The following is a 26,524-nucleotide window of genomic DNA, read 5'->3' on the forward strand; positions in this document are numbered from 1 at the left end:
CGTCCGCGTAACCCTGAAGGGGAAGTATGTCGGATTGGCTAATACCTCTTGAAACTAAGGGACGTTACCGCTCCAGTAGTTCTTAGTAGCTCCGGCTTCACGCATCCCTGGCGCTTAGAAGTCCGGATTAGGGCACTTGCCGGCGTTGAAAGAGCTGCCGACGCGGTAACCGGAATGTTCTGTTGATTCACTTGCTGCCACGCAACCTCCTTTACTGGCTCGACTAGCGTGAGCTGCCGACCATGAAGGCCAGTCCCTAAGGAGGCTTTAGATTCCTAGCAATGTTTTTTATTTCCTCTAGGATCTTCGCCCTTAAAGTTGTGACCTAATCGGTCCGACACCCCACAGTGTAGGCGGATCACAGTCCAATGTGAAGCATTTTCACTAAAATTCCTCAAAATCCCAGCTAAAGGGTTTTTATAGAGGCTGTTCCCGATCACACAGACAGGAACAGCCTTCGAATCAGAGAGCAAAGTGCTCCCATATATCGCGAGTAATCTTGCTCCGCTCTCCAAAAATCTTTTTCGCCAGCCACCATATCGGTGCGCCGACTTTCTGGAGAATTCCCATGCGTGATGTCTCTGGCACCTCCGGCAATGCAGGACCCCCTATGTGCGCTGCCACCACTTTAGACATATCAGTTTGAATCCAGTCATCTACACGTTGGCCCTGAATTGTAGTAGGCATGCTACTAGTCCCCGTATATGAGACGTGCCTAGAAGTTGCCCCCAGTGCAAGGGGTGCCTCTGCCAGCCCAACTTTATTATGCAGTGAAGTCACAATGTTAATGAGACGATCTATGCTCATATCCCCAGTCGGATGGCCTTGCATAATACCGAAGATCTGTTCCTTATCCAGATAGCGCATAAGGCTTGATGTCTCCTCGGCAACGATTTCCAACGCATTGCGTTGAGCCTCGCTCAGCCACGTATTACGTGACGCTGCGTAAAAACCATCACGAACCGGCTGAGGCTCGCCATAGTAGAAGCCAGAGAGGATCTGACCGAGATAAGGTCCCACCGAAATGGCGAAACTACCATTTTTAATCATCGACCCTAAGGAAACGCTAGGACGATCGTAATTAATATTTTTCCCCTCATTCAGAGCCCATCGCGCCACTGTCGAAAGAGCACCATTAGGTATCACCCCACATACTGGGTCGCCGGAGCTACATATGGAGCGAACTTTTCCAGGCAAATTACTAAAAGCACCGGCTGGACGTGGTCCAGTAAGCCCCACAGAGCCAGAAGCTGGAAGACCAAAATTTGTGTCAACCATTATCGCCCCGTTTTCTGTCAGCCTTCCGGAATAACCCGTAGTCGTGGCAGCGCTGTTATTAGTAAGGTTTGAACGGCCGGGATCCGCCAATAGATATGAAGCGAGAAGTTTTTTCGCCGGAACGCCTTTAATCTCACCACGAGAAATGCGCTCAGTAATCGCCCCGGTAACATCCGCCCCCTGAGAGTAACCAGCCAAGATAAAGGAAGTATCAGAACAGGAGGCGGCCAATCCCTCAATGTGATTACGTACTATGTCTACGCCACCCCGATAAGAATCGCCATAGTTTAAGAAACGATTAAATCCTGTTTTATTTTCACCGCCGGTAACACCGATTGATGCATAATACGGGGTTTGCCACACATGTACGCCTGGTTGCAAACGTGCAACATGCTTGGCAAAGTTCGTTCCACCAAAACTGAAAATATCTTGAGGATTCTCCAGAGGGCTGGAATTACCTGATCCCCCAGTCACAACGATCTCTATACGTGGACACTGCACCGGCTGGGCCCCAGCTGCAGGTATCCCCACAATACCGCTGCCAGCGCACACCACTGCCACCAACCCAAGATAGCGTCTTATCCCACCACCCATAAGTGACTTATTCCTCCCTTTATCATCACATCAATTTCAAACTCATTGGAATTTGCCCACTCACAAAGCGAACGAATAGGAAAAGGCTCCTTTACATTAAGCAAATATATACCTTCAGTCGGGAAGTTTTGAAGAAATACCCGAATCTTTCCCAAATTTTTCCTGTGATCACGTAATTTTCTCCGCGGCCGCATAGTTTCAGGCCAGAGACATAAAAAACCACCCAAAGCTCAGTGCTTTGGGTGGTAAGTGGTACCCCGTACGGGATTTGAACCCGTGTTACCGGCGTGAGAGGCCGGCGTCCTAAGCCGCTAGACGAACGGGGCATAGAACTTTTTCAGAAGCGATTTCTCGCTGCTGGCCTACCAGGACTCGAACCTAGAATGACGGTACCAGAAACCGTAGTGTTGCCAATTACACCATAGGCCATTGATTGACAGCTTCTTTTGTTTCCAACGTCTTGCTGTGCAACGGGAACTAATATAACCACAACCACTAGAAGTGCACAAATCTAGTGGTCATAGCGCCTTTATAAATGCTGGCGACTCAAAAAATTCCATGCAGCAGCAGAAGCATCGGGGGCCCGATTCCATACGTGACCCTGACCTAACACACGCATGTGCTCAGTCTCAGCTGCGCAGCCGTTAAATCTTTCGATCTCAACATCTCCGATCTTAAGCTGCGTCGGTTTTTCTGGAATGCATCCATTGCGCTGTGAAACCGCCGCAAGATAGTGCGGGACCGAATGATATGGAACGCCATGGCGATGTCCACCTTCATAACCCACCACGTGATCAACCGTGCCGTGTATATCCAACGTAGGTACTGGCTTCCCTTTGCACCCTGCAGTAACCGGAAGGTAATACGCAGAAGAAACGCTCGCGATTCCGGCAAAGACATCCGGAGCATGGCATCCAAGAATAGCGGCCATTCCGCCACCATTAGACATACCCGCGGCATAAACACGGGTGCGATCTATAAGATAATCACGATCAATGGCTTCAAGAATCTGTTTAACAAACGCTATGTCTTCCCCGGGTGCAGCCGCTGAATAAGGAGCACCTTCCCACGAGTTTTCGCGCCCAGCGGGAAAAACTATCAAGGCGTCATTACCAGCTTCCCCCTCAGCAAATTTGGATTCACGAGCAAAATGCTCAGGATCTACCCGCCATCCGGCAAAAGCGAACAATACGGGAGAAGGTGCTGGCCGCTCTGGTCTATAGTTTTTTCCCACATGTAACAGATACCTGCGATGAACACCATTAGCCGCAGTTATTTCTATATTGCGCATCTGTCCCGGGAGAACAGATGGATGCGGATTATACGTAGAATCAAAGGGATAAGCACCAGAAAAGACAGGAACAGTTTCCGTTGCGCCGCCATAAGGTGCAGCAGCATTCTGAGTAGCGGCATCATCAGTGTGAGAAAGAGCGGGTATTTGTTTAACCACACTTTTGCTCACCAGCGTAGGATTCGCTTCAACATCACTTATTAAAGAAAGCGGCACAGCAAGACACCCAATAAGGACGGCTGAGGCGACTGCTATTATTACGCGACGATCCCGCGTTAGAGCTCTCCACGCGCGCCTTGGGGCCGTGGGCCGTGCATGACGCGGCCTATAACCTTCGGTGTGCGAGGTTTTCTCGCCGAATCCAAATATCACAAAAGTTTACTTTAACTGCTTTACCGGCATTTTCAACAGCACATTCATTTACGGCGCGTCTCGCTCACAGCGGGTGACACATTCAGACCGATAAGCCGCTCTCCCCCTGTTGCCCATATAACGGCTTATGTTGTTAGCTTGCCAGCCACAAACCCCGAACCGGCAGACCCGACAGCGGTAACGCTACGTGATACGCCAGTCCGAGGTTTTCTGTTTACTGAGCTGCGTAAGGCGTAACCTTAAGTACCGAGCGCAGGCGGTTGAGCGTGGACTCACGTCCCAAAAGCTCCATAGACTCGAATAGCGGCGGAGAAATAGCTTGTCCGGAAACCCCCACGCGCAATGCACCATAGGCAACGCGTGGTTTAAGTTCTAGATCCTCGATGAGGGCTTTCTGCAGCGCCGCTTCAATAGCAGGAGTGCTCCACTCCTCAAGGGATTCCAGAGCCGCAATACCAGCTTCTAGCGGCTGCACAGCGGTTTCTTTAAGATTCTTCTTGGCAGATTTCTCATCAAGAACAAGGTCCTCATCCGCGGTATCGAGGAACTTCAAAAGCGCATAGGCGTCGCCAAGCATCTTGATGCGGGTCTGAACCAAGTCGGCGGCGATAGCAAACTTCTCCTCTGGGTAATCCGCAGAGAAATCCGTGTACTCCGTCAGGTAGTCACGCAGTCGCTGTTTGAAGTCTTCTGGGGCCAGCAGTCGGATATGGTCGGCGTTAATGGCCTCAAGCTTCTTCTGATCAAAACGAGCCGGATTAGCCAAAACATTCTTTACATCAAAGTTGGCAACGAGCTCATCTACGGAGAAAATGTCCTTCTCCGAGGAGAGTGACCATCCTAGAAGCGCAAGATAGTTCATCATGCCTTCAGGAATGATGCCGGCATCTCGGTGATTGAAGAGGTTCGATTGCGGATCGCGCTTAGATAGTTTCTTATTCCCTTCGCCCATTACAAAGGGAAGATGGCCAAATTCTGGAGTCTGCTCGGCTACCCCAATCGCCTTCAATGCCTCATACAGTGCTAGCTGCCTAGGAGTTGACGGAAGCAAATCCTCGCCACGAAGAACATGTGTGATCCCCATGAGGGCATCATCAACGGGATTGACCAAAGTATAAAGCGGTGCACCATTGGAGCGGGCTACTACATAATCCGGCTGGGTAGAAGCTTTAAATTCAATCTCCCCGCGTACCAGGTCATTCCATTTCCAATCGTGATCTGGCATGCGCAGGCGCCAGACTGGCTGACGTCCTTCAGCCTCAAAAGCCGCGATTTGTTCTTCGGTGAGGGTGCGGTCGTAATTATCGTAACCGAGCTTGGGGTCTTCGCCTTTAGCGCGATGGCGTTCTTCTACCTCCGCCGCTGTGGAATACGCGGGGTACACAAACCCTGCCGCTTTAAGCTTTTCCAGTACTTCGGCATAAATATCCATGCGCTGGCTCTGTCGATATGGCTCGTGAGGTCCCCCGACCACTATGCCTTCATCCCAATCCATCCCAAGCCACGTCAGGGAGTCAATGATTGCTTGATAGGACTCTTCAGAATCACGGGCCGCATCTGTATCTTCGATGCGGAATACAAGTTTACCGCCTGTGTGGCGGGCTTGCGCCCAGTTGAACAAGGCTGTGCGCACCATACCCACGTGTGGAGTTCCTGTGGGCGATGGGCAAAAACGTACGCGTACTTCAGACATGTCTTTCATCGTAGACCAGTGCACTAGACTGGTTTGTCATGTGTGCCCACCGCCCCTCAACTGCGCCCGACTTTTTGTTGTCACGTACCCATGGTTCCATCAGGACCCAAGGTGTACAGGAAGCCTTCTCTGACCCCTGGATAGCCATAGAAGCGCTACACAGCGGCACCGCAGACCTTGTAGTGGGCGCCTTACCTTTTCGACGGGACCACCCGTGTGCGCTCACTGTGCCGGAAAAGGTTATATGGGAAGACGGCCCACTAGAGCCTCACGCGTACTATCGCTATGGCGAAGGCAGTGTTTTACACGCTTACCTCGATGCCTTAGTGCCCGAATTAGATGAACATCGAGATCGTGTTATCGCAGCGATTGAAACACTGAAAGCAAGCAGATTAGATAAAGTCGTCTTGGCACGAGCCGTGGATATGCGCTTTGATCCCCCCGTGGATCCACGCCTGATAGCTGCGCGTTTGATCGACCTTTCTTACAATCGCGATGGGTTCATCGCCGACCTCTCCCCTGCTGGTGAAGACTTTGCCGGCGCGATGCTCGTGGGGTCTTCCCCTGAAGTGCTCATCAAAAAACAGGGATCAACGATTTCTGCATATCCTTTGGCAGGTTCGGCTCCACGTAACGCAGATAAGCTTCTCGACGCGCGCGCGGGAGAAGCGCTACGCCGCTCACCGAAAGACCTCGCCGAGCATTCCTACGTTGTTGATCATCTACGGACGCTTCTCGCCCCTTTATGTTCATCCCTTGAGATTCCCCGACACCCGGAGCTCACACGAACTAACGAGATGTGGCACCTAGCCACCCCCGTCGTGGGCACCCTCAAAGACCCTGCGCTAACAGCACTAGAACTCGCTTTGGTTGTACACCCCACCCCTGCCATCTGCGGTACCCCAACAGATGCGGCTGAAGAAGTCATCGGGATTGCTGAAGGCGACCGCCGCTTTTACTCCGGAGCAGTTGGGTGGTCCAACGCATTCGGCGACGGTGAATACATGGTGGCGATCCGGTGCGCGGAAGTTAATGGCAAGGGCACCTCCGCACGTGCATGGGCTGGCGGCGGCATTGTCGCAGATTCCGATGCAGATGCAGAGGTTGCAGAAACCTCAGCAAAACTACGCACCATTATGCGCGCACTTGGGCTCTAGATTCACCATATCCGTATCACAATCGTCTCTCTAGGATCGTGACGCATAGGCCACTACGGCCGTCCAACAATAGGCAAAAGCTACCGCACCAAACGGTACGGTAGCTTTTTAAAAAAACTGGGGTTTACTTATGCCCTCTCTACAGGGTTTCCTAGGCAGCCCAGCCCAGGGATCTCTACCTGAATAAAGTCCCCTGGAACCATCTCCGCAGTACCTGCCGGCGAACCAGTGCAGATAACATCGCCTGGTAGCAGTGTGAAAGAGGCCGTGATGAACTCTATAATCTCGCCCAAATCCATGATCATCTGATCAGAATTAGAATCTTGCTTAGTTTCCGTTACGCCATCATGCGTGAGATGAGCTTTAATTGGAAGATTTGCGGTATCAATAGAATCCAAGTCTGTTTCTATCCACGGCCCAAGCGGCGCAAAAGTATCGATTCCCTTAGCTCGCGCCCATTGACCGTCTGCAAATTGAAGATCACGGGAAGAGACATCATTAACAATGGTAAAACCAAGAATAACGGACTTCCAGTCTTCTTTTTTAACATTTTTACAGGGCTTGCCAATCACCATAGCGAGTTCGCCCTCAAACTCTACCTTGGTAGCAAACTCCGGGATTCTAATGGGAGCGCCTGGACCGATGACCGCCGTCGGTGGTTTGAGGAATAGCGTGGGCGGAAGGTGTTCTGAGCTCTTTTGGAAGACTTCTTTGACGTGGTCTGCGTAGTTGCGACCAATAGCCACGATCTTGGAAGGCAGCATAGGCGCCAACACCCGTACGTTTTCTAGTTTCCACTCCCGACCCGTCTTTTTCGGCTCAGTAAACGGAGTGCCTTCAATTTCTTTGCACACAGTTTCTGCACCGTCGCCCTCGACAACGCAGAAGCACATGCCATCTGGGGTAGCTATTCGTCCAAAACGCATAGCATAAGATAGTACTCACTTAACCAATTTTTCCCACTAGCACGGTTTTCCTGGGGTAGTGCATAATGGCCCGACTTCCACCGAACGCAATCTGTGACAAGTCAATTGTTTTAGATACTGTCAACTAATTTTTTAGCAGCAAGCAACCCCAAGCCCGGGTACCAGATTCGTGCCTTTTCACTGCTTCAGTCATCTGGCCAGTTGCTTTTAGCATCCTAAGCTCCTCAAGCTGCGTCTCAGAAAACTCCCTCAGCTCCCCACTCGCAGTCCGTTTAAGTTTCCTATCTGAAATAATTTTGAGGACAGCCCCTATAGCAAATAATATGACCCCAACCACACTTATCCATGTGATAAGAAAATGCTCACCGTAGTAAAAATTGTGGCCAATCATAAAAAGAAAGTACACAGAGCACAAGACGATGCATGCACGATAAAGATAGGTCTTCATGATTCCACCTTACGTGCTGAGGATAAGACGTACTTTTATTTTATAGCGGCACTATGCATTCAGGGCTAGATAAAGTTCTGCGCACGCCAAAGCGTCTGTAAGCGCATTATGACTACGATAATGAGGTAATCCATATCTCTTCCGTACTCGCGCGAGCCTTAGGTCTTCTCCTCTAGGATACGTGCCCATACGCTCCATGTGCCTACGTTCTAATTCCATAGTGTCCACGTACGGCACCCGCAGTGGCGCGCCAAAATGTCGACGACAAGCAGCATCGCCAAAGCGCAATTCAATAGGCGCAAAATGAGCAAGAAGCACGCGTCCACGAAGAGAAGATAAAAGCATCTCCATCGCACTATGTTCGCTTTCTCCTTCTGCCAACATAGTGTCCGTAATGTTGTGCAGAGCTGCAGAATTACCCACCGAATCGTGTTCTAGGTTTTCCGACCTGATAAATACATGACCAGCGTCCGCAAGTTGTACCCTTCCATCTTCTATAGGCACCCAACCAATGGAAAGGATTTTTCCTTTAGTAGGAAGAAGTGCAGTCGTTTCCATATCCACTGCCAAGAATCGAGTTTTATCGTTTTTCTTCGGAAGCTCCTGATAAACCTGCGCTAATACCCCTTGCGCGTTGCGGGTTGAACTATTTCCCCACCACACCACATGCTCCGGGTGGGATATTTAGTGCTTAGTGCTTGCTGCATCCCCTTGATTATGTGAAAGGCATCGCGCAGATGCTCACGATCCATCTTTCCCAGTTGCTCCGGATCCACATGATAACTCGGTGCCTTACCCACGCGAAGATCTGTTGACTGATAATCAAACGCAATGGTGTTAAGCACGTCAAAGGCATCCAGGAGGTCATGCGCCCCTTTTTCAGAAACTACACCGAGCCCAGCAGCAGCCTGAAGCCGTTGGCGGGTGTGCAACGCGTCTGTCCCACATGTCAACGCATATAAACGTGCCATCTGAACAATTGCGTGAATTCCTCCCTTTTTAATATTCAAAGTATGGGCATATTCGCCACCGCGTTCAACTACAAAACCGCGGAAAAATCCAAGTGGTGGCTCTCGTCGTGAAGCAACCATTGCAAGGTGCGCGTGAAAACGCCTCGCATAACGTGCCTGCTCCAGAGAGCTGTCCCGGACGCTGGAGTACAAGGATGCGTCACCGTACACGAGTCTCATGTCAAAGAACGTCTGCGCAAACATGAGAGCCTCCGGCTCAGGAGCGGTGATCCACGAGGTAAAAATAGATGTCCATTCTTTTTCGGTGAGTCGCCACTGTGAATTAGATGCCATTATATTCCCGGGGCAAAGCACCTGACCCGCTAAGGCAAGGCCGTGACACACCCGGCCAGCAAGGCTCTTGAAATACTCTCCGTGCGTTTCCCCATCAAACTCATTGGAGAGAATAAGAGCATTATCTTGATCTGAGGCAAAGCCCAATTCCTTGCGCCCTTGAGAGCCAACCACAACAAACGCATAAGGAACTGGAGGCGGACCAAGTTCTTCTTCCGCAAGCACTAACAATCGACGCGCCACCGCATCTGCCGAATGCGAAAGCAACGCTGAGACTTCTTCCGGACGCGCCGAACGTTCAACAAACCGTACTGCAACCTCTTTACTACGAACAAAGACTTCCGCTAGTTCTTCCGTAGAGGTGCGCCTGGAGATGTCCGCAGTGATGTAAATGGGGTCATTACGCAACAGCCTCATAAGATCGGGAGAACTGACGATACCCACCAGGGGTTTATTCGGCTGCGCAGCATCACATACGGGGAGATGATGAATCCCATGTTCCGCCATAACCATCATTGCTTCAAACGCAGGCGTTGTTGTGTCCGCAGTTATGGGCTGCGGGGTCATGATCGTTGACACCGGAATTTTTACATCAAGATCATCCGCGACAACTTTGCTGCGTAAGTCTCGGTCAGTCACGATTCCACAGATGCTTTCATCCGTAGCAATAACTAAGGAAGATACATTTTTATCTCGCATAGTACGTGCCGCAGATTGAATAGATTCAGCCGGATGCAGCGTGGCAGGTTGGGAGGTCATAAAATCTCCCAGTTGAGCCCGCAGCGATTGCGAACCATCATTATTGCGCACCTGTTCAGCCGCTGCACGCATTCGCGTCGATTGGCTAGAAAAGAAACGCGTGAAGCTGGAATCAGCCTCAGCGACAGCAAGGAAATCATCGCGGGCAATAGTGATCAGAAGGGAATCTTCCACCGCGATCATCGAATAGCGATTACGGTTTTCTCCGAGAATCGTTGAGTAGCCAAAGGAACGACCAGCTTCCCTCCTATCCAGGAGAACCCCGTTTTCATCGGTTATATCTACTGCCCCGCTTCGGATCACCCAGCAGGAATCATTGGGTTCTCCGCAGCTTAAGATAAGCGAACCACGTTTGTAATAGCGCATCTCGGCAGAGCGCGTAAGCAATAAACGCAACCGCGCAGGTAGCTGGGCATAAGGTGCATTTGCCGCCAGAAAGTCTTGCACCTCATCTAGTTCGACGGTCATGAACCGAATGATATATCGTGAGTTAGCTCACGTCACTAAAATGCGACTTTTATGCCCAGTCTTTTCTCTTTTGGGTGACCTCCGCAGCCCCCTAATATTTTCCTGCGGAATCTTTATTTACGAAGTGACGCCGCAATGCGGTTCCCCACTTCTGAAGTCACCATTTTTACACCAACGCGCGCAGAAATATCCATGGCAACAGCATTATCGATACGAGAGGCGTTTTCCTCATCACCAAGATGACGCAAGAGCATTCCTGCTGAAAGGATTGCTGCCGTAGGATCAGCGATACCTTGACCGGCGATATCCGGGGCAGAACCATGAACGGGCTCAAACATCGACGGATTAATACCGCTTGTATCTATATTTGCGGAAGCCGCAAGGCCAATCCCGCCGGACACAGCACCTGCAAGATCGGTAAGGATATCTCCGAACAAGTTGTCCGTCACAATGACGTCATAACGCGACGGTTCGGTAACCATATAAATTGTGGCAGCATCAATATGGTTGTAATCGACCTGCACCTCTGGAAATTCCTTAGAAACCTCATCCACAGTGCGCTGCCATAAACCTCCCGCGTTAACCAGAACGTTAGTCTTGTGCACCAGTGTCAGATGTTTTCTGCGCTCCTGAGCCCTCCGGAAGGCATCACGGACCACTCGAGCTACGCCATAACGGGTGTTCTGTGACACCTCGGATGCAACCTCATACTCAGTGCCTCTTCGTAGTACGCCACCATTACCGCAGTACAGGCCCTCTGTCCCCTCTCTAACCACGACAAAATCAATGTCACCCGGATTAGACAAGGGAGAGATAGACTTTGGATACAACTTTGAAGGACGCAGATTAACGTGATGATCTAGCTCAAAACGCATTTTAAGCAAAAGGCCGCGTTCCAAAACCCCTGAGGGAACTTCTCCCGGCGCGCCAATCGCTCCCAGCAGGATTGCGTCATGTTCTCTTAATTGATCAAGGTCTGTTTGGGTGAGGAGTTCTCCAGTACGCAGATATCGACGCGCGCCTAGATCAAAGTTGGTCACATGGATGTCATCGCGCACCGCTTGAAGTACTTTAAGTGCTTCCGCTGTCACCTCAGGGCCGATTCCATCGCCACCAATAACCGCTAATTTCATATTACGGAACCCCATTTCCCATTATATGGAATATTTCTGGCAGTGTATCAAACCTGCTGAGGTTGACGCTAGCTCCTCCGCCACCGAGGGCAGCGCTACCGCCCCAAAATTCCATGTCTCTTAGGAAAAAGAACGTCCCCACCATCGCGCTGCAGTGCAGATTAAAGCGATACATGGGGACGTATAGAGCTGCGAATACGGCGAATACAGCGAATACGGTTAAGCGTCAAAATCTACGGCAAAAGATTCTGCCTCAATTGACTCCGCAATTGTTTCCACTAATGATTCCGCGGCAGGCTTATCTATGCGAAGCACAAGCGTTGAGCCCGTTCCATCAGAGTTTTGAGACATTGCGGCAGCGTCGATATTAAAGCCAGCTGCGCCGAAGGCAGTTCCAACTTTCCCCAGAACACCAGGGGTATCAGTGTATTGAAAGAAGACGTTGAAACCATGTGCCCGCAGATCTAGTCCACGTTTGTTAATCCGCACGATCTTCTCCACATGATCAAGGCCAGTGAGGGCTCCGATCACAGATACCGCTTCACCATCTGTGCCGATAGCCCTTACTTCAAGAACAGAACGGTGCGTAAGAGATTCACTGGCTGTAGTTACATCGAGTTTTACTCCCCGCTCTTCAGCAATTCTCGGAGCATTCACAAAAGTGACAGGTTCTTCTATTACCGCAGAGAACAAACCACGCAGGGCAGATAGTCCCAGTGCGTCAACGTCTTCTGTGGAAAGCTCACCACGGGCCTCAACTTCCAGAGAAACAGCGGCTTTATCCAGAAGTTTGCCAGCAACGAGCCCCAGCTTCCTAGCCAGGTCTAGCCATAGCGAGACTTCTTCACCGACGCGTCCGCCGGACACGTTCACCGCATCCGGAACAAACTCACCGGCCAGTGCTTTTAGCACCGATTCTGCTACATCTGTCCCCGCACGATCTTGCGCTTCCACGGTCGAGGCCCCCAGATGCGGGGTGACCACGACCTGCGGCAGCGCAAATAATGGCGAGTCTGTACACGGCTCAGTAGCAAACACATCAAAGCCTGCGCCACGGATGTGCCCCGACATGATGGCGTCGGCAAGCGCCTGCTCATTGACCAGGCCGCCACGGGCCGCATTGACAATGATTTGACCCGGCTTGGATTTAGCCAATAGCTCCGCGTCAAACATCCCTTGGGTTTCCGGAGTTTTAGGAAGATGGATTGTAACAAAGTCCGCACGCCCCATCAGTTCTTCTAGGTCAACCAATTCCACGCCGAGCTGAGCGGCTCGAGCGGGGTTTGCGTAAGGGTCATAAGCGATAATCGTGGTTTCAAAGGCTGCGAGTCGGTGGGCAAAAAGCTGACCGATGTGACCAAATCCAACAATTCCTATGGTTTTCCCGTAAATTTCCACCCCGGTAAAGGAGGATCGCTTCCATTCTTGTCCTCGAAGAGATGCATCGGCAGCAGGTATTTGCCTGGCAGTAGCGAGCAAAAGGGAAATAGCGTGCTCACACGCAGAGTGAATGTTTGAGGTAGGAGCGTTAACAACCATGACCCCACGTTCAGTAGCGGCTGCGATGTCTACGTTGTCCAATCCAACGCCCGCGCGGCCGACGATCTTAAGCTTTGCTGCGGCATCAAAGACTTCTTTATCCACAGTGGTTGCCGAGCGCACCAGCAGTGCGTCTGCATCGGTCACCGCCGCAAGTAATTCTTCCCTGTTGGGCCCATCGACCCATCGGACTTCAACTGAATCACCCAGAGCATCAACAGTGGACTGTGCAAGTTTGTCTGCAATTAGAACGACAGGTCGGCCATTCTGGCTCACGGTATTCTCCTCGATCCATAATGTCCGAGCATCCCGACACGACCGCGCCACGATACCCGGGCCCACGCCGGTTCGCTGGCGTGCGACCTCCACAGTGTAGATGAGGACCCCAACGAGCACCTACTGATCGACAGTTTTTAGATGTGAGGCTTGCCTATCACAAAATTATTAACCCAAGTCGGGGGGAATTGAAAAGCGAGTTCAGTTCGGGGAAAACATGGTCTTCTTCACATTCAGGACCATTAAGCACCGCTCCGAGCCATCCGTCAGGAAGACGATCAAATCCCTGCACGGCCTCCTCTAGGCGTTCTTGCGAGGCGCATCGTAACCAAGTTCCAGCCACTGGAACAAGCGTGGGATACTGCAGCTCTGGAAGCGCCGTCGGAGATTGACTAAACACCACTAGCGCCTTTTGAGGCAGTCCTCGTTCTCGCACAAAACGATCAAGCCAAGCCACGGCGTCCATCACCGAACCATCATGACGCTCCGCGCTCAAAGCCACTCCCATCCCAGGAAACATGAGTATGTCCTGCAACCCAGCAAGCTTTGCGACGCTATCAGTAACCGCAGGATCCATAACCAGAAACCCACGTTTCCCTTGTTCTTCTAGTCTTGTAGCCCATTCTTTAGCAGAATTAATGTGAGCGCTGGAAAAGGAGCCTTCTGTTTCTGGAAGATAAAAAGCTTGAGCATCACCGTTGTTGCCTGATTTTTTCCCGGAGTTCCACGCCGCAATAGTGGGCTGATGAGAGAAGACAATACCGCTGCCGCTCTTAGGCCACGCTCGTGTCTTTTCTCCAAAACGAATAGTCTCAGCCAATTTTTCAGACGTGCCAAACTGGGAGCCTAATGCAATAAGGGCTTCATCAGAAAGGCCTGCCACCATGGACATCGTCTTCTCGCTATACCGAGGATCGGCTACGGGCATCATCCTAATAGTGGCGCCATAAGACCTTGCAGTGGCTACTGCAGCAATCCCTGATTCCGGGCTAGCAATCACAATAGGTGCTGCTTCGGCGTCCCTTTTTGATTGCAAAGGAAACGCCATAGTCTTCTTCGGATCAGAGGTCGGTGGAGGCTCGGAAGCTCCCTCTATAACCAAAAGGGCAATATCCGCAGGATCGAGCATTGCCACTTTTTCAAGCGCTTCCTTCTCTGAGATTTCTCTCGGAGTAAACCGTAATGATGTAAGCCGACCTAATGCTTCAAAAGAGCCATCGTCTTTAATCACTCGGCGACTTCCATCCACAGAGCTCAATGCCACGTCGCCTACAGCCAGAACATATCGAGCTCCCAGTCGAGTAATCTCCGCGATGACTTCCTCGCGCGATTGCTCAGTCATTGTCAGCATTGGAGCATGGGCAACAACCGAGATCGAAGACGCCCGCAGTTGAGACACCATCATGGAGTCTGAGATAACAACTGTATCGGAGGCGTCGAAAAACAAGCGCGACGCCGCCACACCCGAATCATAGGGAACCCCGATCACCTGTGGTTCCGGAACAAAATTTGATGCTACGTGACGATTAAGGTTGCGTATCCGAGCTTCCTCTAAAACCGAATTGACTAATGCATTCTTGCTTTGTTCCGCTCGCCGTGCCGACGTTGAGCATGAGACCAAAAGCAAAGAGACCATAAGGACGACAAAGCTGCGCCCCATCAGTCCTTTCTGAGACAAAATATGCAACGGATTCTCATGCTTCTTGGGTACAAATCCCAAGATCATAGTCTTGCAACTCCTGCCCTGAGCCCCGCCAATAAGGCAATTTTACTGGTGACGGAAGGCATCCGGTCCTTCTTCACCGCCACCCAAGTTCGCTTCATCAACATCCATCACGGCAAAGCCACCAATAGCTTCTTCGATCATAGAGATCAAGCGTTTGCGCCGGTCCCGGAAGAACTCATTGGCATTCGCGCTTAACACAAGATGCGGATCCATCATATGCGTAGCTAGGGCCTCATCAAATTCTTGGTCGTCCATCAACGACTTGGATTGAATTCTTGCTAAATAACGGGCAGGAGAAGCCCCTTCTATCATCACATACGTGCGACGACTCATCGGTGTGTAATTTAACACGCTGTCAGCCAACACCCGATCTACGTTGTTATCATCGCACCACGCTGCTGGAAAAACTGGCCGAAAATGCACCCCCAAAGTAGATACATTATGGCGATCAAAGACCTGACCAGTACGCCAATCCCGCACTCCTCGCCCCATCAATAAAGCATAAATTCCTTTATAAAGGCCAGAGTCAGGGCCAGCGCTGAGCAGCCTAGATTCCACAAAGCGAGCATTACGGATAGTCTTTGGAAGTCCTACCTCACTATCCTTACCAACCTCTGCTGACCGAATCCAGGATGTTACTTGGTCTACATCCGTTCCCATACGAACAGTAAGTGCTGGAGAACCGTAGAGTTCTCCAAAAACTCCACACCAGAACCATCGGTTTAAACGATTCCATGCTTCTTGCTTGGAGAGTAGTCCAGGTTCCTCCGCAAGCAGGGCGATAATCACAGCAAGAGGAATCAACTGCGGAGTGTATGGCACCTGCGAGGTGGACAAAATGCACCGCTCACTCATGTAATGAGCTGATTCATGGAACGCCGCGCGCAACCGCTTAGCCGCCAGTGCATAATCCGTCACGCTCAACTTCAAGATCGACTCCCTATGACCACTCGCCCTGCCTTTTCGAGCAGTGACATAGAGTGCCACAGCAATGAGAAACTCTGTTTTCCCTATGCCATCTAAAGCCGGATATTTCCTGAGCACTTTGTCGGTCTTTTCCCAGTCACCCAAGAGGTCAAAATCTGGATCCTGCGCAGCAAACAATGAGGTAAGAAGCTCAAAAACGTCCATCTGCATACCAGAGGAATTCGCCTGAGCAAAGATAGAGCCAATTCCCCCCTGAGCCGTTGCGCGGTCAAGGCGAACCATTGGGATTGCGTAGCCGGCGAGTGGTTTTACCACCTTATTATTAAAACGCCGGATATTATCACGCGCTCGATCATCTGCATCAGCAGCCATGTCAAAGAGCATGTCCGTAGCTTCATCCGACAACAAAGCTGACACTGGAATACAACCGTTGGCCAACGCAGCCTCACGCGAAATGATGCCGCCTTCTGGAATTTCTGCGAAATGCGAGCGAACCACACCCGATTCATCCACGGAAATTACAGCCTCATCTGGCATAACTTCTGAGGAAACAGCTTTTTCTACATCCACATAAAAGCGACGATGAACATTCTTATTACGGAAATCAACTGATTCCACTAGCCCCTCGCCGCGCAAGCATTGATACAGGGAGGTGAGGCGCTGTTGCCCGTCGAGAAGCAAAAGTCCCGGTGATACGTGGTGTTCCGGTGCTCCTTGAAGCGGTCGGGGTTTAAAGCGCATCGGTTCATTTCGCGTATCTAACGCCATCAGCGCCCCCACCGGGTAACCCCGCAACACGGTGACTAGTAATGAACGAATCCGATCCACATCCCAGCAGTAAGAACGTTGAAAATCCGGTAGTTGCAGGTCACCGCGATCAATGCGATTAAACAAGTCGGCGAGATCATAGCTTGGCGTAGAAAAACCCATGGGGGCGATTCTAGCCATCACAACCCCCGGGTGCAGACTCCAAAACATATGATGCTTAACGCTTCCTTCACATCGTCACTTTAAGCTCCATTCACGTCTTCCCGATGCGTTGCCTACGTTAATTAGAAACAACGGCAATAATCCTCGTGTGCATCATGCCCTCGTTCTTCAATCTGAATCGTGGCATGAACAATTCCAATGCCTTTAAGATAATCCTGCGCTGCATCAAGAGGCCCACAGCCCGCACCCACCTGATCGTCCACAACAAGGTGGCATGTGACCATTGCTTCATGTCCGTCTATCGTCCAAAGGTGGAGGTCGTGCACTTGAATAACCCCGCGGATACATAACAACCCTGCTGTAATGGAATCGAGATCATATCCGACAGGAGCTCGTTCCAAAAGCACCCCAAGAGCATTCCATGCCAATGTCAGAGATCGGGGCAAGATTAGTGCCGCTATAGCAAGTGAAGCCACAGTATCTACCCATAGCCACGAGGTGAGATAAATAATAACTGCCGATACAATCACGGCAATAGACCCCACCATGTCCAGCACAATGTGTAGGTACGCCCCCTTGACATTGATGTTTTCATCCTTATGTCCATGCAAAAGGACCGTCCCCACGATATTGGCTAGCAAGCCCACCAACCCAATCGACAGAGTTAGGGGCGCGTCGATCTCACTTTTCTGCCCCAGTCGCTGAATAGCCTCCACCACGATCCACACGGAGATTATAGAAATTGCTAAAGCATTAAAAAATGCTGATACGACTTCAATCCTTTTATTCCCAAAGGTCGCTTTCATGGAAGCAGGACGACGAGCCACGAGCATAGCAGCGAGAGCCAAGAGCACGCCTGTGAAGTCAGAGAGCATATGCATTGCATCAGAAAGTAAGGCTAAAGATCCAGACCATAGACCCCCTATCAGCTCGACCAGGAAGAACACACTAGTGACGGCAACAACACCTAGAAGCGCCCTCATACTAGAAGGACCGTGCTCATGAGAGTGCCCTGGCCCGTGATTATGCAACTGCTGTGCTTTACTTTGCGTTCCAACCGTGCGTGCCAAACTCTGTTCCATCTCCATGCACGTGACACTACACCCAATTTCCATTAAATGAAATTGTTGAAAATGAAGAGTGGGGCATTTTACAGACACAGCTTTTAAAAAATTCTGTGTTTTCCGTGGAGAACGCAGAGACCACAAATAAAGGAAGTGCCGTGTTCATCACGTTGCATGGGAACACGGCACGTCTCTGGGACGACGTTACGCAGTCGCGTTGAGCGGGTTTTTCACCCAGCTCATGAGATCGCGTAGTTTAGCGCCAGTTTCCTCGATCGGGTGCGCTGCGGCTTCCTCGCGGTATGCCTTCAGCTTTGGCTGACCAGCTTCTACGTCTGCGACCATGTCGCGAACGAACTTCCCAGATTGGATATCTGCGAGAACCGCCTTCATATTCTCCTTGACCTCGGACGTAATAATCCGTGGACCGGCCATGTATCCACCCAGCTCTGCGGTCTCTGAGACAGAATAATTCATGTTCTCAATACCACCTTCCCAGATGAGGTCAACAATCAGCTTCATCTCATGCAGCACCTCAAAATAGGCCATCTCTGGAGCATATCCGGCCTCAGTAAGAACCTCGAAGCCCTTCATCATGAGGTGTTCGAGTCCACCGCACAAAACAGCTTGCTCACCAAACAAGTCGGTTTCGGTTTCTTCGCGGAAAGTAGTCTCAATAACTCCAGCACGTGCCCCACCGATGGCCGCCGCATACGATAGCGTAAGCTCGCGGCCTTCTCCGTGTGGATCTTGAGCCACGGCGATCAAACACGGAACACCTTTGCCGTCGACAAACTGACGACGAACCAAATGTCCTGGCCCTTTCGGAGCAATCATACCCACTGTGATATCACTACTTGGCTCAATCAGATTGAAGTGAATGTTCAAACCATGCCCAAAGAACAACGCATTACCTGGTTGAAGATTAGGCTCAATATCGGCTTTAAAAATTTCCGCTTGAGACGTGTCCGGGGCCAGAATCATGATTACGTCTGCCCATTGCGCAGCATCAGCATTGGTCTTTACCTCAAAGCCAGCTTCCTCCGCTTTTTCCGCAGATTTAGAGCCCTCACGTAAGCCGATAACGACCTCAACGCCAGAATCACGTAGACATTGCGCATGAGCGTGTCCTTGCGATCCATAGCCAATAACGGCTACTTTACGCCCCTGGATCAAAGAAAGATCTGCGTCTGCATCGTAAAGAAGTTCAATTGCCATGATGATGTATACCTTTCCGTTACAACCATGCTACCAATCCGCATAGCACATATTATGATGCGGAAATGAGGAAATATTTTGTCGATGTGAGGGGAGTTTGAAAGAACGTACGTTCCCTCAAACTCCCCTAGTTCCAAGGGCTATCGGTTGCTCAAGGACATTGTCTTAGGCCCACGGTGCAGGGCAATCTGCCCAGAGGAAATTAATTCCAGCACCCCAAAAGGCTCAAGTACGTCTAAAAAGGCGTTAAGCTTTCCTTTATCACCTGTCGCCTCGATAACCACCGAATCAGGTGCAACATCCACAATCCGAGCACGGAAGATATTTGCCGCCTCAACTACTTGCGGACGGTTCGATGCATCTGCGGACACCTTGACCAACATCAAAGCACGAGCAATAGTGGTTTCTTTTTCCAGTCGAACCACTTTAAGCACCGGAATTAACTTATTGAGCTGTTTCGTGATCTGCTCAATATCAACCTCATCTGCGTCTAAGACAATGGTAAAGCGGTTAACACCCGGTTCTTCGGTCTTTCCCGATACGAATGACACAATACTGAAGCTCCGCCGAGTAAACATCCCCACAACGCGAGACGTAATACCGTCAATATCTTGCACCAAAACGCTCAAGATATGACGAGAAATATTCTTATTAGCCATCACCATCTCCTAGATATGTTCCCGCGGAGCAAGATTTCTCTTCGCCTGTTTCTCCAGCGACAATAAAGTTGCCTCTTCGCCTAAATCATCCTCATCAAGAACGGCCTCAGCAGATTCTTCCTCGTCGAAAAGGGGCCGAAGTCCATTAACGTACTGAATCTCCGAATTTGAGTGACCAGCAGTAACCATGGGCCACACTTGCGCGTCTTCTCCCACGATAAAATCAATCACTACCGGACGATCATTAATTTCCCGTGCCTTGCGGATCGTCGGCACGATCTCCTCCACGCGAGTAACCCGGAAAGCCGCGCAGCCAAGGGCCTCTGAAAGCCCAACAAATCAGGCACATAGTCGTCTTTTTCGCGCAGCTTACTGCTGGAGTAATTGCTATCATAAAACAGCCTCTGCCACTGGCGTGCCATCCCTAAGTTCCCGTTATTAATCAAAGCTACTTTGATCGGCATGCCTTCCATAGCAGCCGTAGTGAGCTCTTGATTAGTCATTTGGAAGCAACCGTCACCGTCGATAGCCCATACCTCAGTATCAGGCGCCCCCGCTTTAGCACCCAGCGCAGCGGGTATGGCATAACCCATCGTTCCCAGTCCACCGGAGTTAAGCCAGGTGCGGGGTTTTTCAAAGTCCAGGAACTGGGCAGACCACATTTGATGCTGGCCTACACCCGCCACATATATAGCATCTGTTCCGGCTTCCTTAGACAGCTCCCTGATCACTCGCTGCGGCTCGATCAAATCGTTCTCAAGCTTATCCCAGCGACGAGGGAAATGTTCCTTCAAGGCTGTTAGATATTTCAGCCAGCGAGCGGTGTGAGGCAGATCAGCACTAGAGGCTTTATAAACGTTAAGGAGAGATTCCAGGACTTCTCTAGCGTCCCCGACTATCGGGACATCAACAGGTCGAATCTTTCCTATTTCAGCAGGATCGATGTCTGCATGAATTACCTGCGCCTCAGGCGCAAAAGAGCTCAGAACTCCAGTAACGCGATCATCAAACCTCGCGCCAATAGTGATCAAAAGGTCACTCTTCTGCATTGCCGCCACTGCCGGCACCGTACCGTGCATTCCTGGCATGCCCATGCAGAGATCGTGCGCGCTTGGGAAGGATCCAAGTGCCATCAAAGTGGTGACTACTGGAATCTGCGTGTATTCGGCGAAGGCACGCAAAGCATCTGCCGCGTTAGCTTTAATAACTCCGCCACCAATGTAGAGGACGGGTCGTCGCGCAGAAGAAATAAGCTTTACGGCTTGTTCAATCGGCCTATTATTTGGCGCCGTAACGGGTTTATACCCTGGAAGATCGATTTTGGGAGGCCAGATAAAGTCTACTTCCGCTTGCTGGAGGTCCTTAGGGATATCAACGAGCACCGGTCCCGGACGTCCTGTTTGCGCAAGATAGAAGGCCTCCGCCAATGCCTGCGGGATCTTATCCGCATCCGTAATCATCACATTATGTTTGGTCACCGGCATGGTGATGCCACGAACATCCGCTTCTTGGAAGGCATCAGTACCAAGAAGTGCTCGCCCAACTTGTCCAGTAATAGCTACTAGCGGTACCGAATCCAAGTGGGCATCAGTAATTGGAGTGACCAGATTGGTCGCCCCTGGACCAGAAGTAGCGATGCAAACCCCTACTCTGCCCGTTGCCTGAGCATATCCTGTTGCAGCATGCCCAGCACCCTGCTCATGTCGAACTAGAACATGTCTTAGCTTCCGAGCGGAATACAACGCATCATAAAGAGGAAGAACCGCTCCACCTGGTAAACCAAAACAATATCTGTACCTAACGCTTCAAGCGACCGCACGATCGCTTCTGCGCCTGTCATTCGCTCTGGCCCCTGTGCCTCGGATCGCTTAGCCATCGCAGACGGAGAAGGCAGCGCAGAAGATGCGAGGTTTGTGATCTTTGTGGAAGCTACCACGACTTCTATCTCCTTGATTGTTCGCGGATATTTTTCCTGAACCTAGCCAAAGGCTTGGTTACCTGGCCTAGATCGAATACCAATAAACAGTGCCGCTAAAACCACTAGGTTTTGGGTTTGAGACGATCTGTCTGTTCAATAGTCGAACATTGAGCAGATAATGGTGGTCTGCTACGAAAAAAGCCCCCGATCAGCACTTATGATGCTGGCGAGGGCGCTTACGTTACGACTTGATGGCCGCTACGGCAGGCGCCGCTCGGGTAGCACTACAAGTCGAATAATGTTCACAAAATGGCATCGTACACGCACGCGACGGAATGCGTCCCCTGTTCATTAATCCCTCCCCCCCATATGGTGTGGGTCACTTCCCTTTCAGCACACAGGAACAAGCACACCCACCTCTCCACTTAACACCGCTATCCTCGGTAACCATGCGGACTCATTTCCTCTTGCACCAAACATGGGACTGGTTCATTAACACAGGTCTTGATCTCTTAATCTTGGCCCTCCTTGCGTTCCTTGTGCCTCGCCTTGGGCGTCTAGCCATGCGAATCGTGGAAAAGAAGGTCATAGACGAGCACGAGGACGAGTCAAAGGCGCACCTCGCTTTCGCCGGTGTGATGATCTACATCGCACAAATGATCGCCTACTTTGTAATCTTTGTCTTTGTTCTACAACAAATCGGCTTCACGCTCGCCGGCGCAGCAATCCCCGCCACTGCAGCCTCTGCAGCTATCGGTTTAGGCGCACAGTCGATCATCGCTGATTTTCTCGCGGGTTTCTTCATCTTGAGCGAGAAGCACTACGGCGTGGGTGACTGGGTTCGTTTTGAAGGCGGAGCCACCAAAATCGAGGGCACGGTAATCCAAATTACAATGCGAGCGACAAGAATCAGGACGCTTGCAGAGGAAACTGTCATCATCCCCAACTCCAAAGCCGGAGTCTCCATCAATAACTCAAATTATTGGTCGAGCGCAGTAGTTACTATGCCCATTCCATTACTCGGATCGGCTTCTATTGAAGAAGCCATAGAGCGTTCAACACAGGCCACCCAGCGTGCGTTGCACCGTAGTGATATTGCCCCTGAAATCCTCGGCGAGCTCAGCGTGCATCCTTCGGTCGCTGTACATCAACCCAGCACAGTAGGCCAGCCTTGGACAGTGGATATGCGATTCGTATGCCAAGTCAATCCCGGTTCCCAATGGCTTGTCGAACGCGCAATCCGCACCTCTATCATTGATGAATTTTGGCAAGAATACGGTACCGCCCCCACCCTCATCGGTTCCCGAGCAGACACGCTTGAGACATCATCACCTTCAGCCATTGCGGATTCACTCTTCCGACCGGCAATCATCACTCGTCCAGATGACTCGCAACCGGTTGCATCGAATGAGACCACAGCTACTTTTCCGCATTCCACGCATAACAGAGAAAACGTCGAAGCTACTCAGGCTTTTCCAGCAGCTTTTCCTATCAGATCTCCAGAGGAAGCCCCCACCACAGAGCTTCCCGACGCCCAATCTCCCGACCGCGGCAATCATGCAAAAGAAGATCCTGCAATTGTGGAGACTGGACTCATGGACTCCGCCATTTCCAATAATGAAAACCAAGAGCCAACCAATCAAGCCTCTCAGAGTAGAGATACGCAGTCGCCCAGCCCCTCATCCGGTTCTGCTAAAACAACATGGCGTCGAATCCTTACAGTTGGAGGACGCACCCGAGTTTCCACAACCATGCTTGTTGTAGGTTTTGTACTCATAGTTTTATTCAAGGGCTTCACGCTAGAGCCTGACGACGCCTATCAAAATTCCCGGAGCGTAGCCCCACCTTCCCCTCAGCCCACCGCCCCCGTTGCACCACCAGCGCCCTCTGTTGTTCCTACGCCAAAGACCACGAAACCCTCGATCCCCCAGACCACAAAACAAGAGCCATCTTCAGAAACTCCGACACCGGCTCAACAAGATAACGCAACTCCCAGTGAGAACGCTTCAGAAGAACCAGCAAGTCCAACGAGCCCACAGACTCTGCCAACAGGTACAATCGACCCCACGCCTACAGCAATCCCTCGGACAGACGGCGGCGCAAACGACGCGAATGCAAATAATTCGCATGTAGTAACGCCTTAAGAGCTGCAATACCCATCCGCCATCCCTTTTCCACTAGGATGTCTTCCCATGAGCGAAAAACCTTCAGCCGGCTCTTCCGTAAATCCCCCCACGTCTCCTAGTGTGCGCAAAGTCGTTTTTTCCCAAGAACGCACGCATATCTTGGCCGCTGGAATTATGGCTGCAATCCTTCTCCTCATCATTGGCGCAGCACCGCTCTATTTGTTCTGGCTATTAGTTTTCCCCCTACTCTTTATTATCTGGGCGCTCAAAACTAAGACCATCGTTGATGATTTAGGGATTACGGCTAAGTATTTTCTCCAAGCTCCCGCACATGCAGCCTGGGAAGATATTCAGGGGATTGAGTTCAAAGGATCCCGAACCATGCTTAGGACTACGCATAAGTCCTTTCCCTTACCTGCGGTTACGTTCAATTCACTCCCCCGGCTAGAGGAAGCATCTGCAGGACGAATTCCCGATGTCTTATCCCAAGGCAAGAAGGCCGCAGACGATAAGGTTGTCATAGTGCATCGTGATGGCTACCAAGAAATGCTCACAAGAGAAGAATTTGAGCGGCGCGAAGCCGCAAAAAAGCGCAATGAGCCCTAATTACAGATTTTTATGAGATGAGCTATCCTACGTTGTAGGAATATTTTGTTGCTGCCTCACCCACCCATAATGAGCGCACACAAGTCGCCTATTTCCCTGGGCTCCCCTCCTAAAAAACAAGAGAACAGTAATCGAAACAAGTACTTGCTGTTCTACGCTGCCGCGATCGCACCTGACGCAGCACTGAATCTATACAATCAGCCCACACGTTAGGAACACCATGTTTCCACTTCGCTCACGCGTCACTACCGTTGGTCGAAACGCCTCAGGTGCTCGTGCCCTTTGGCGAGCTACTGGAACTAAAGAGCACGAGTTTGGAAAGCCTATTGTAGCGATTGTTAATTCTTATACGCAGTTTGTTCCTGGCCACGTACATCTTAAAAATGTTGGCGATATTGTTGCCGACGCGGTTCGAGCTGCAGGTGGGGTTCCTAAGGAATTTAATACCATTGCGGTAGATGATGGTATAGCCATGGGCCACGGAGGCATGCTCTATTCACTTCCCAGCAGGGAAATCATTGCCGATTCAGTGGAATACATGGTCAATGCACATACCGCCGATGCCATGGTCTGCATTTCCAACTGCGATAAAATCACTCCCGGAATGCTCAATGCCGCAATGCGGTTAAACATCCCTGCCATTTTTGTTTCTGGCGGACCTATGGAAGCCGGCAAAGCTGTAGTTGTTGATGGAATAGCGCATGCCCCAACCGACTTAGTTACTGCAATCACGGCTTCAGCAAATGAAACCGTAAACGACGATTCTTTACAAACAATCGAAGAATCTGCTTGTCCTACGTGTGGTTCCTGTTCCGGAATGTTTACCGCTAACTCAATGAACTGTTTAACGGAAGCACTCGGGCTTTCTCTGCCAGGTAACGGCACTACGCTGGCTACGCACACGGCGCGTAAAAGACTATTTGAACAAGCAGGCACCATGATCGTAGACATGTGCCAGCGATACTACGGCCAAGAAGACGAGTCCGTACTCCCCCGTAGCGTGGCCACGAAAGAAGCTTTTCTCAATGCCATGGCCCTTGATATGGCAATGGGTGGGTCAACTAATACGGTTTTACACACGCTGGCCGCGGCGCAAGAAGGCGAAGTCGATTTCTCTCTCTCCGATATTGATGAGCTCTCACACAGGATTCCTTGTTTGTCTAAAGTAGCCCCGAATGGCAATTATCATATCGAGGATGTTCACAGAGCCGGCGGAATCCCTGCAATTCTTGGCGAGCTCCACAGAAACGGCCTATTAGAAAAGACTGTTCATTCTGTTCTCTATTCATCATTAGATGAGTGGCTTAACGACTGGGATATTCGTGGTATCAATCCGCTTCAAGAAGCCATCGAACTATTCCATGCAGCCCCTGGAGGTGTGCGGACCACCAAGGCATTCTCCCAGTCAAACCGCTGGGATTCGCTTGACCTAGACACCACCAATGGATGTATCCATGATGTTCCGCATGCATATTCCGCTGACGGAGGACTGGCGATTTTACGTGGCAACCTTGCCCCCGACGGGGCGGTAGTAAAATCCGCTGGAGTCGACAAATCCGTATGGTCTTTCTCAGGACCTGCCCGTGTGGTTGAAAGCCAAGAAGAGGCCGTATCGATCATCCTAAATAAAGAGGTTCAACCTGGCGACGTGGTGGTCATCCGCTATGAAGGCCCTTCCGGAGGACCCGGCATGCAAGAGATGCTTCATCCAACTTCTTTCCTTAAAGGCGCAGGTTTGGGTAAAGCATGTGCGCTCATTACCGATGGTCGCTTCTCAGGAGGCACGTCAGGGCTATCAATCGGTCATATTTCTCCTGAAGCTGCTCATGGCGGACTCATCGGACTGATCGAAGATGGAGATCAAATTACGATTGATATTCACAAGCGATTGTTACGCTTAGATGTCGCAGAGAATGTCATCGAGCGGCGTCGTAAAGCTATGAACTCACGAGAAAAGCCGTGGGAGCCTCGGAATCGTCAACGCTCCGTTTCCAAGGCCTTGCGCGCGTACGCAGAAATGGCGACGTCCGCAGACAAGGGCGCTGTGCGCCATATAGATTAACGATCACATAGATAACGGCCCTGACTTCAGAAAACTGAGGTCAGGGCCTT

General features: G+C 50.9%; 17 protein-coding genes, 2 tRNA genes and 1 pseudogene. 4 read left to right on the forward strand and 16 right to left on the reverse strand.

Annotation, left to right across the window (positions count from 1 at the left end):
• Positions 1-462: 462 nt before the first annotated feature.
• The 5 genes from CpATCC19410_RS08670 to gltX form a co-directional block, all read right to left on the reverse strand.
• Entirely contained in the window at positions 463-1,872 is a 1,410-nt protein-coding gene (locus CpATCC19410_RS08670; protein WP_013241763.1) for a cutinase family protein, read from the reverse strand.
• A gap of 250 nt (positions 1,873-2,122) precedes the next feature.
• Positions 2,123-2,198: transfer RNA gene (locus CpATCC19410_RS08675), tRNA-Glu, on the reverse strand.
• 31 nt (positions 2,199-2,229) lie between these two features.
• Positions 2,230-2,301, reverse strand: a tRNA-Gln gene (locus CpATCC19410_RS08680).
• A gap of 100 nt (positions 2,302-2,401) precedes the next feature.
• On the reverse strand, positions 2,402-3,535 hold the full coding sequence (locus CpATCC19410_RS08685; protein WP_014401140.1) for a CE1 family esterase: 1,134 nt from the start codon (positions 3,533-3,535) through the stop codon (positions 2,402-2,404).
• 214 nt (positions 3,536-3,749) lie between these two features.
• Entirely contained in the window at positions 3,750-5,237 is a 1,488-nt protein-coding gene (gltX, locus tag CpATCC19410_RS08690) for a glutamate--tRNA ligase (protein WP_013241761.1), read from the reverse strand.
• A 29-nt stretch (positions 5,238-5,266) separates the two neighbouring features.
• On the opposite strand from gltX, the gene CpATCC19410_RS08695 reads away from it, so the two are divergent.
• Positions 5,267-6,385, forward strand: coding sequence for an isochorismate synthase (locus tag CpATCC19410_RS08695; protein WP_014522395.1), 1,119 nt, complete (start codon positions 5,267-5,269; stop codon positions 6,383-6,385).
• A 128-nt stretch (positions 6,386-6,513) separates the two neighbouring features.
• Here the strand turns inward: CpATCC19410_RS08695 and CpATCC19410_RS08700 are convergent, their stop codons facing one another.
• The 11 genes and pseudogenes from CpATCC19410_RS08700 to CpATCC19410_RS08755 all read right to left on the reverse strand — a co-directional run bounded on the left by CpATCC19410_RS08700 (position 6,514) and on the right by CpATCC19410_RS08755 (position 21,638).
• Positions 6,514-7,311 (reverse strand): fumarylacetoacetate hydrolase family protein, encoded by a 798-nt coding sequence (locus tag CpATCC19410_RS08700; RefSeq protein ID WP_013241759.1) that lies wholly within the window; start codon positions 7,309-7,311, stop codon positions 6,514-6,516.
• A 499-nt stretch (positions 7,312-7,810) separates the two neighbouring features.
• The gene (locus CpATCC19410_RS08710) at positions 7,811-8,329 is read right to left on the reverse strand and encodes an exonuclease domain-containing protein (RefSeq protein WP_014300637.1); all 519 of its coding nucleotides are present in this window, start codon (positions 8,327-8,329) and stop codon (positions 7,811-7,813) included.
• A 47-nt stretch (positions 8,330-8,376) separates the two neighbouring features.
• Positions 8,377-10,290: a putative nucleotidyltransferase substrate binding domain-containing protein gene (locus CpATCC19410_RS08715; RefSeq protein WP_013241757.1), complete on the reverse strand. Its 1,914-nt coding sequence runs from the start codon at positions 10,288-10,290 to the stop codon at positions 8,377-8,379.
• A 113-nt stretch (positions 10,291-10,403) separates the two neighbouring features.
• On the reverse strand, positions 10,404-11,423 hold the full coding sequence (locus tag CpATCC19410_RS08720; protein ID WP_013241756.1) for a 3-isopropylmalate dehydrogenase: 1,020 nt from the start codon (positions 11,421-11,423) through the stop codon (positions 10,404-10,406).
• A 219-nt stretch (positions 11,424-11,642) separates the two neighbouring features.
• Positions 11,643-13,238 (reverse strand): phosphoglycerate dehydrogenase, encoded by a 1,596-nt coding sequence (gene serA, locus CpATCC19410_RS08725; RefSeq protein WP_013241754.1) that lies wholly within the window; start codon positions 13,236-13,238, stop codon positions 11,643-11,645.
• Positions 13,239-13,395: 157 nt separating this feature from the next.
• Positions 13,396-14,964, reverse strand: coding sequence for a hypothetical protein (locus CpATCC19410_RS08730; RefSeq protein ID WP_014401137.1), 1,569 nt, complete (start codon positions 14,962-14,964; stop codon positions 13,396-13,398).
• Between the two features lie 42 nt (positions 14,965-15,006).
• Positions 15,007-16,821: a GmrSD restriction endonuclease domain-containing protein gene (locus CpATCC19410_RS08735; RefSeq protein ID WP_014401136.1), complete on the reverse strand. Its 1,815-nt coding sequence runs from the start codon at positions 16,819-16,821 to the stop codon at positions 15,007-15,009.
• A 122-nt stretch (positions 16,822-16,943) separates the two neighbouring features.
• Positions 16,944-17,909 carry a cation diffusion facilitator family transporter gene (locus CpATCC19410_RS08740; RefSeq protein WP_014300634.1) on the reverse strand — a complete coding sequence of 322 codons (966 nt, stop codon included), beginning with the start codon at positions 17,907-17,909 and terminating at the stop codon, positions 16,944-16,946.
• A 180-nt stretch (positions 17,910-18,089) separates the two neighbouring features.
• Positions 18,090-19,103 (reverse strand): ketol-acid reductoisomerase, encoded by a 1,014-nt coding sequence (ilvC, locus tag CpATCC19410_RS08745; protein WP_013241750.1) that lies wholly within the window; start codon positions 19,101-19,103, stop codon positions 18,090-18,092.
• A 140-nt stretch (positions 19,104-19,243) separates the two neighbouring features.
• Positions 19,244-19,762 (reverse strand): acetolactate synthase small subunit, encoded by a 519-nt coding sequence (ilvN, locus tag CpATCC19410_RS08750; RefSeq protein WP_013241749.1) that lies wholly within the window; start codon positions 19,760-19,762, stop codon positions 19,244-19,246.
• Positions 19,763-19,771: 9 nt separating this feature from the next.
• Positions 19,772-21,638, reverse strand: a pseudogene (locus tag CpATCC19410_RS08755) (acetolactate synthase large subunit).
• Between the two features lie 491 nt (positions 21,639-22,129).
• Between CpATCC19410_RS08755 and CpATCC19410_RS08760 the strand changes: the two are divergent.
• The 3 genes from CpATCC19410_RS08760 to ilvD all read left to right on the forward strand — a co-directional run bounded on the left by CpATCC19410_RS08760 (position 22,130) and on the right by ilvD (position 26,474).
• Positions 22,130-23,824 (forward strand): mechanosensitive ion channel family protein, encoded by a 1,695-nt coding sequence (locus CpATCC19410_RS08760; RefSeq protein WP_014401135.1) that lies wholly within the window; start codon positions 22,130-22,132, stop codon positions 23,822-23,824.
• A 48-nt stretch (positions 23,825-23,872) separates the two neighbouring features.
• Positions 23,873-24,412, forward strand: a complete 540-nt coding sequence (locus CpATCC19410_RS08765; RefSeq protein WP_013241744.1) for a PH domain-containing protein — start codon at positions 23,873-23,875, stop codon at positions 24,410-24,412.
• Between the two features lie 220 nt (positions 24,413-24,632).
• Positions 24,633-26,474, forward strand: coding sequence for a dihydroxy-acid dehydratase (ilvD, locus tag CpATCC19410_RS08770; protein WP_014401133.1), 1,842 nt, complete (start codon positions 24,633-24,635; stop codon positions 26,472-26,474).
• The last annotated feature ends 50 nt before the right edge of the window (positions 26,475-26,524 follow it).

This window comes from Corynebacterium pseudotuberculosis, assembly GCF_002155265.1.
Taxonomy (GTDB): domain Bacteria; phylum Actinomycetota; class Actinomycetes; order Mycobacteriales; family Mycobacteriaceae; genus Corynebacterium; species Corynebacterium pseudotuberculosis.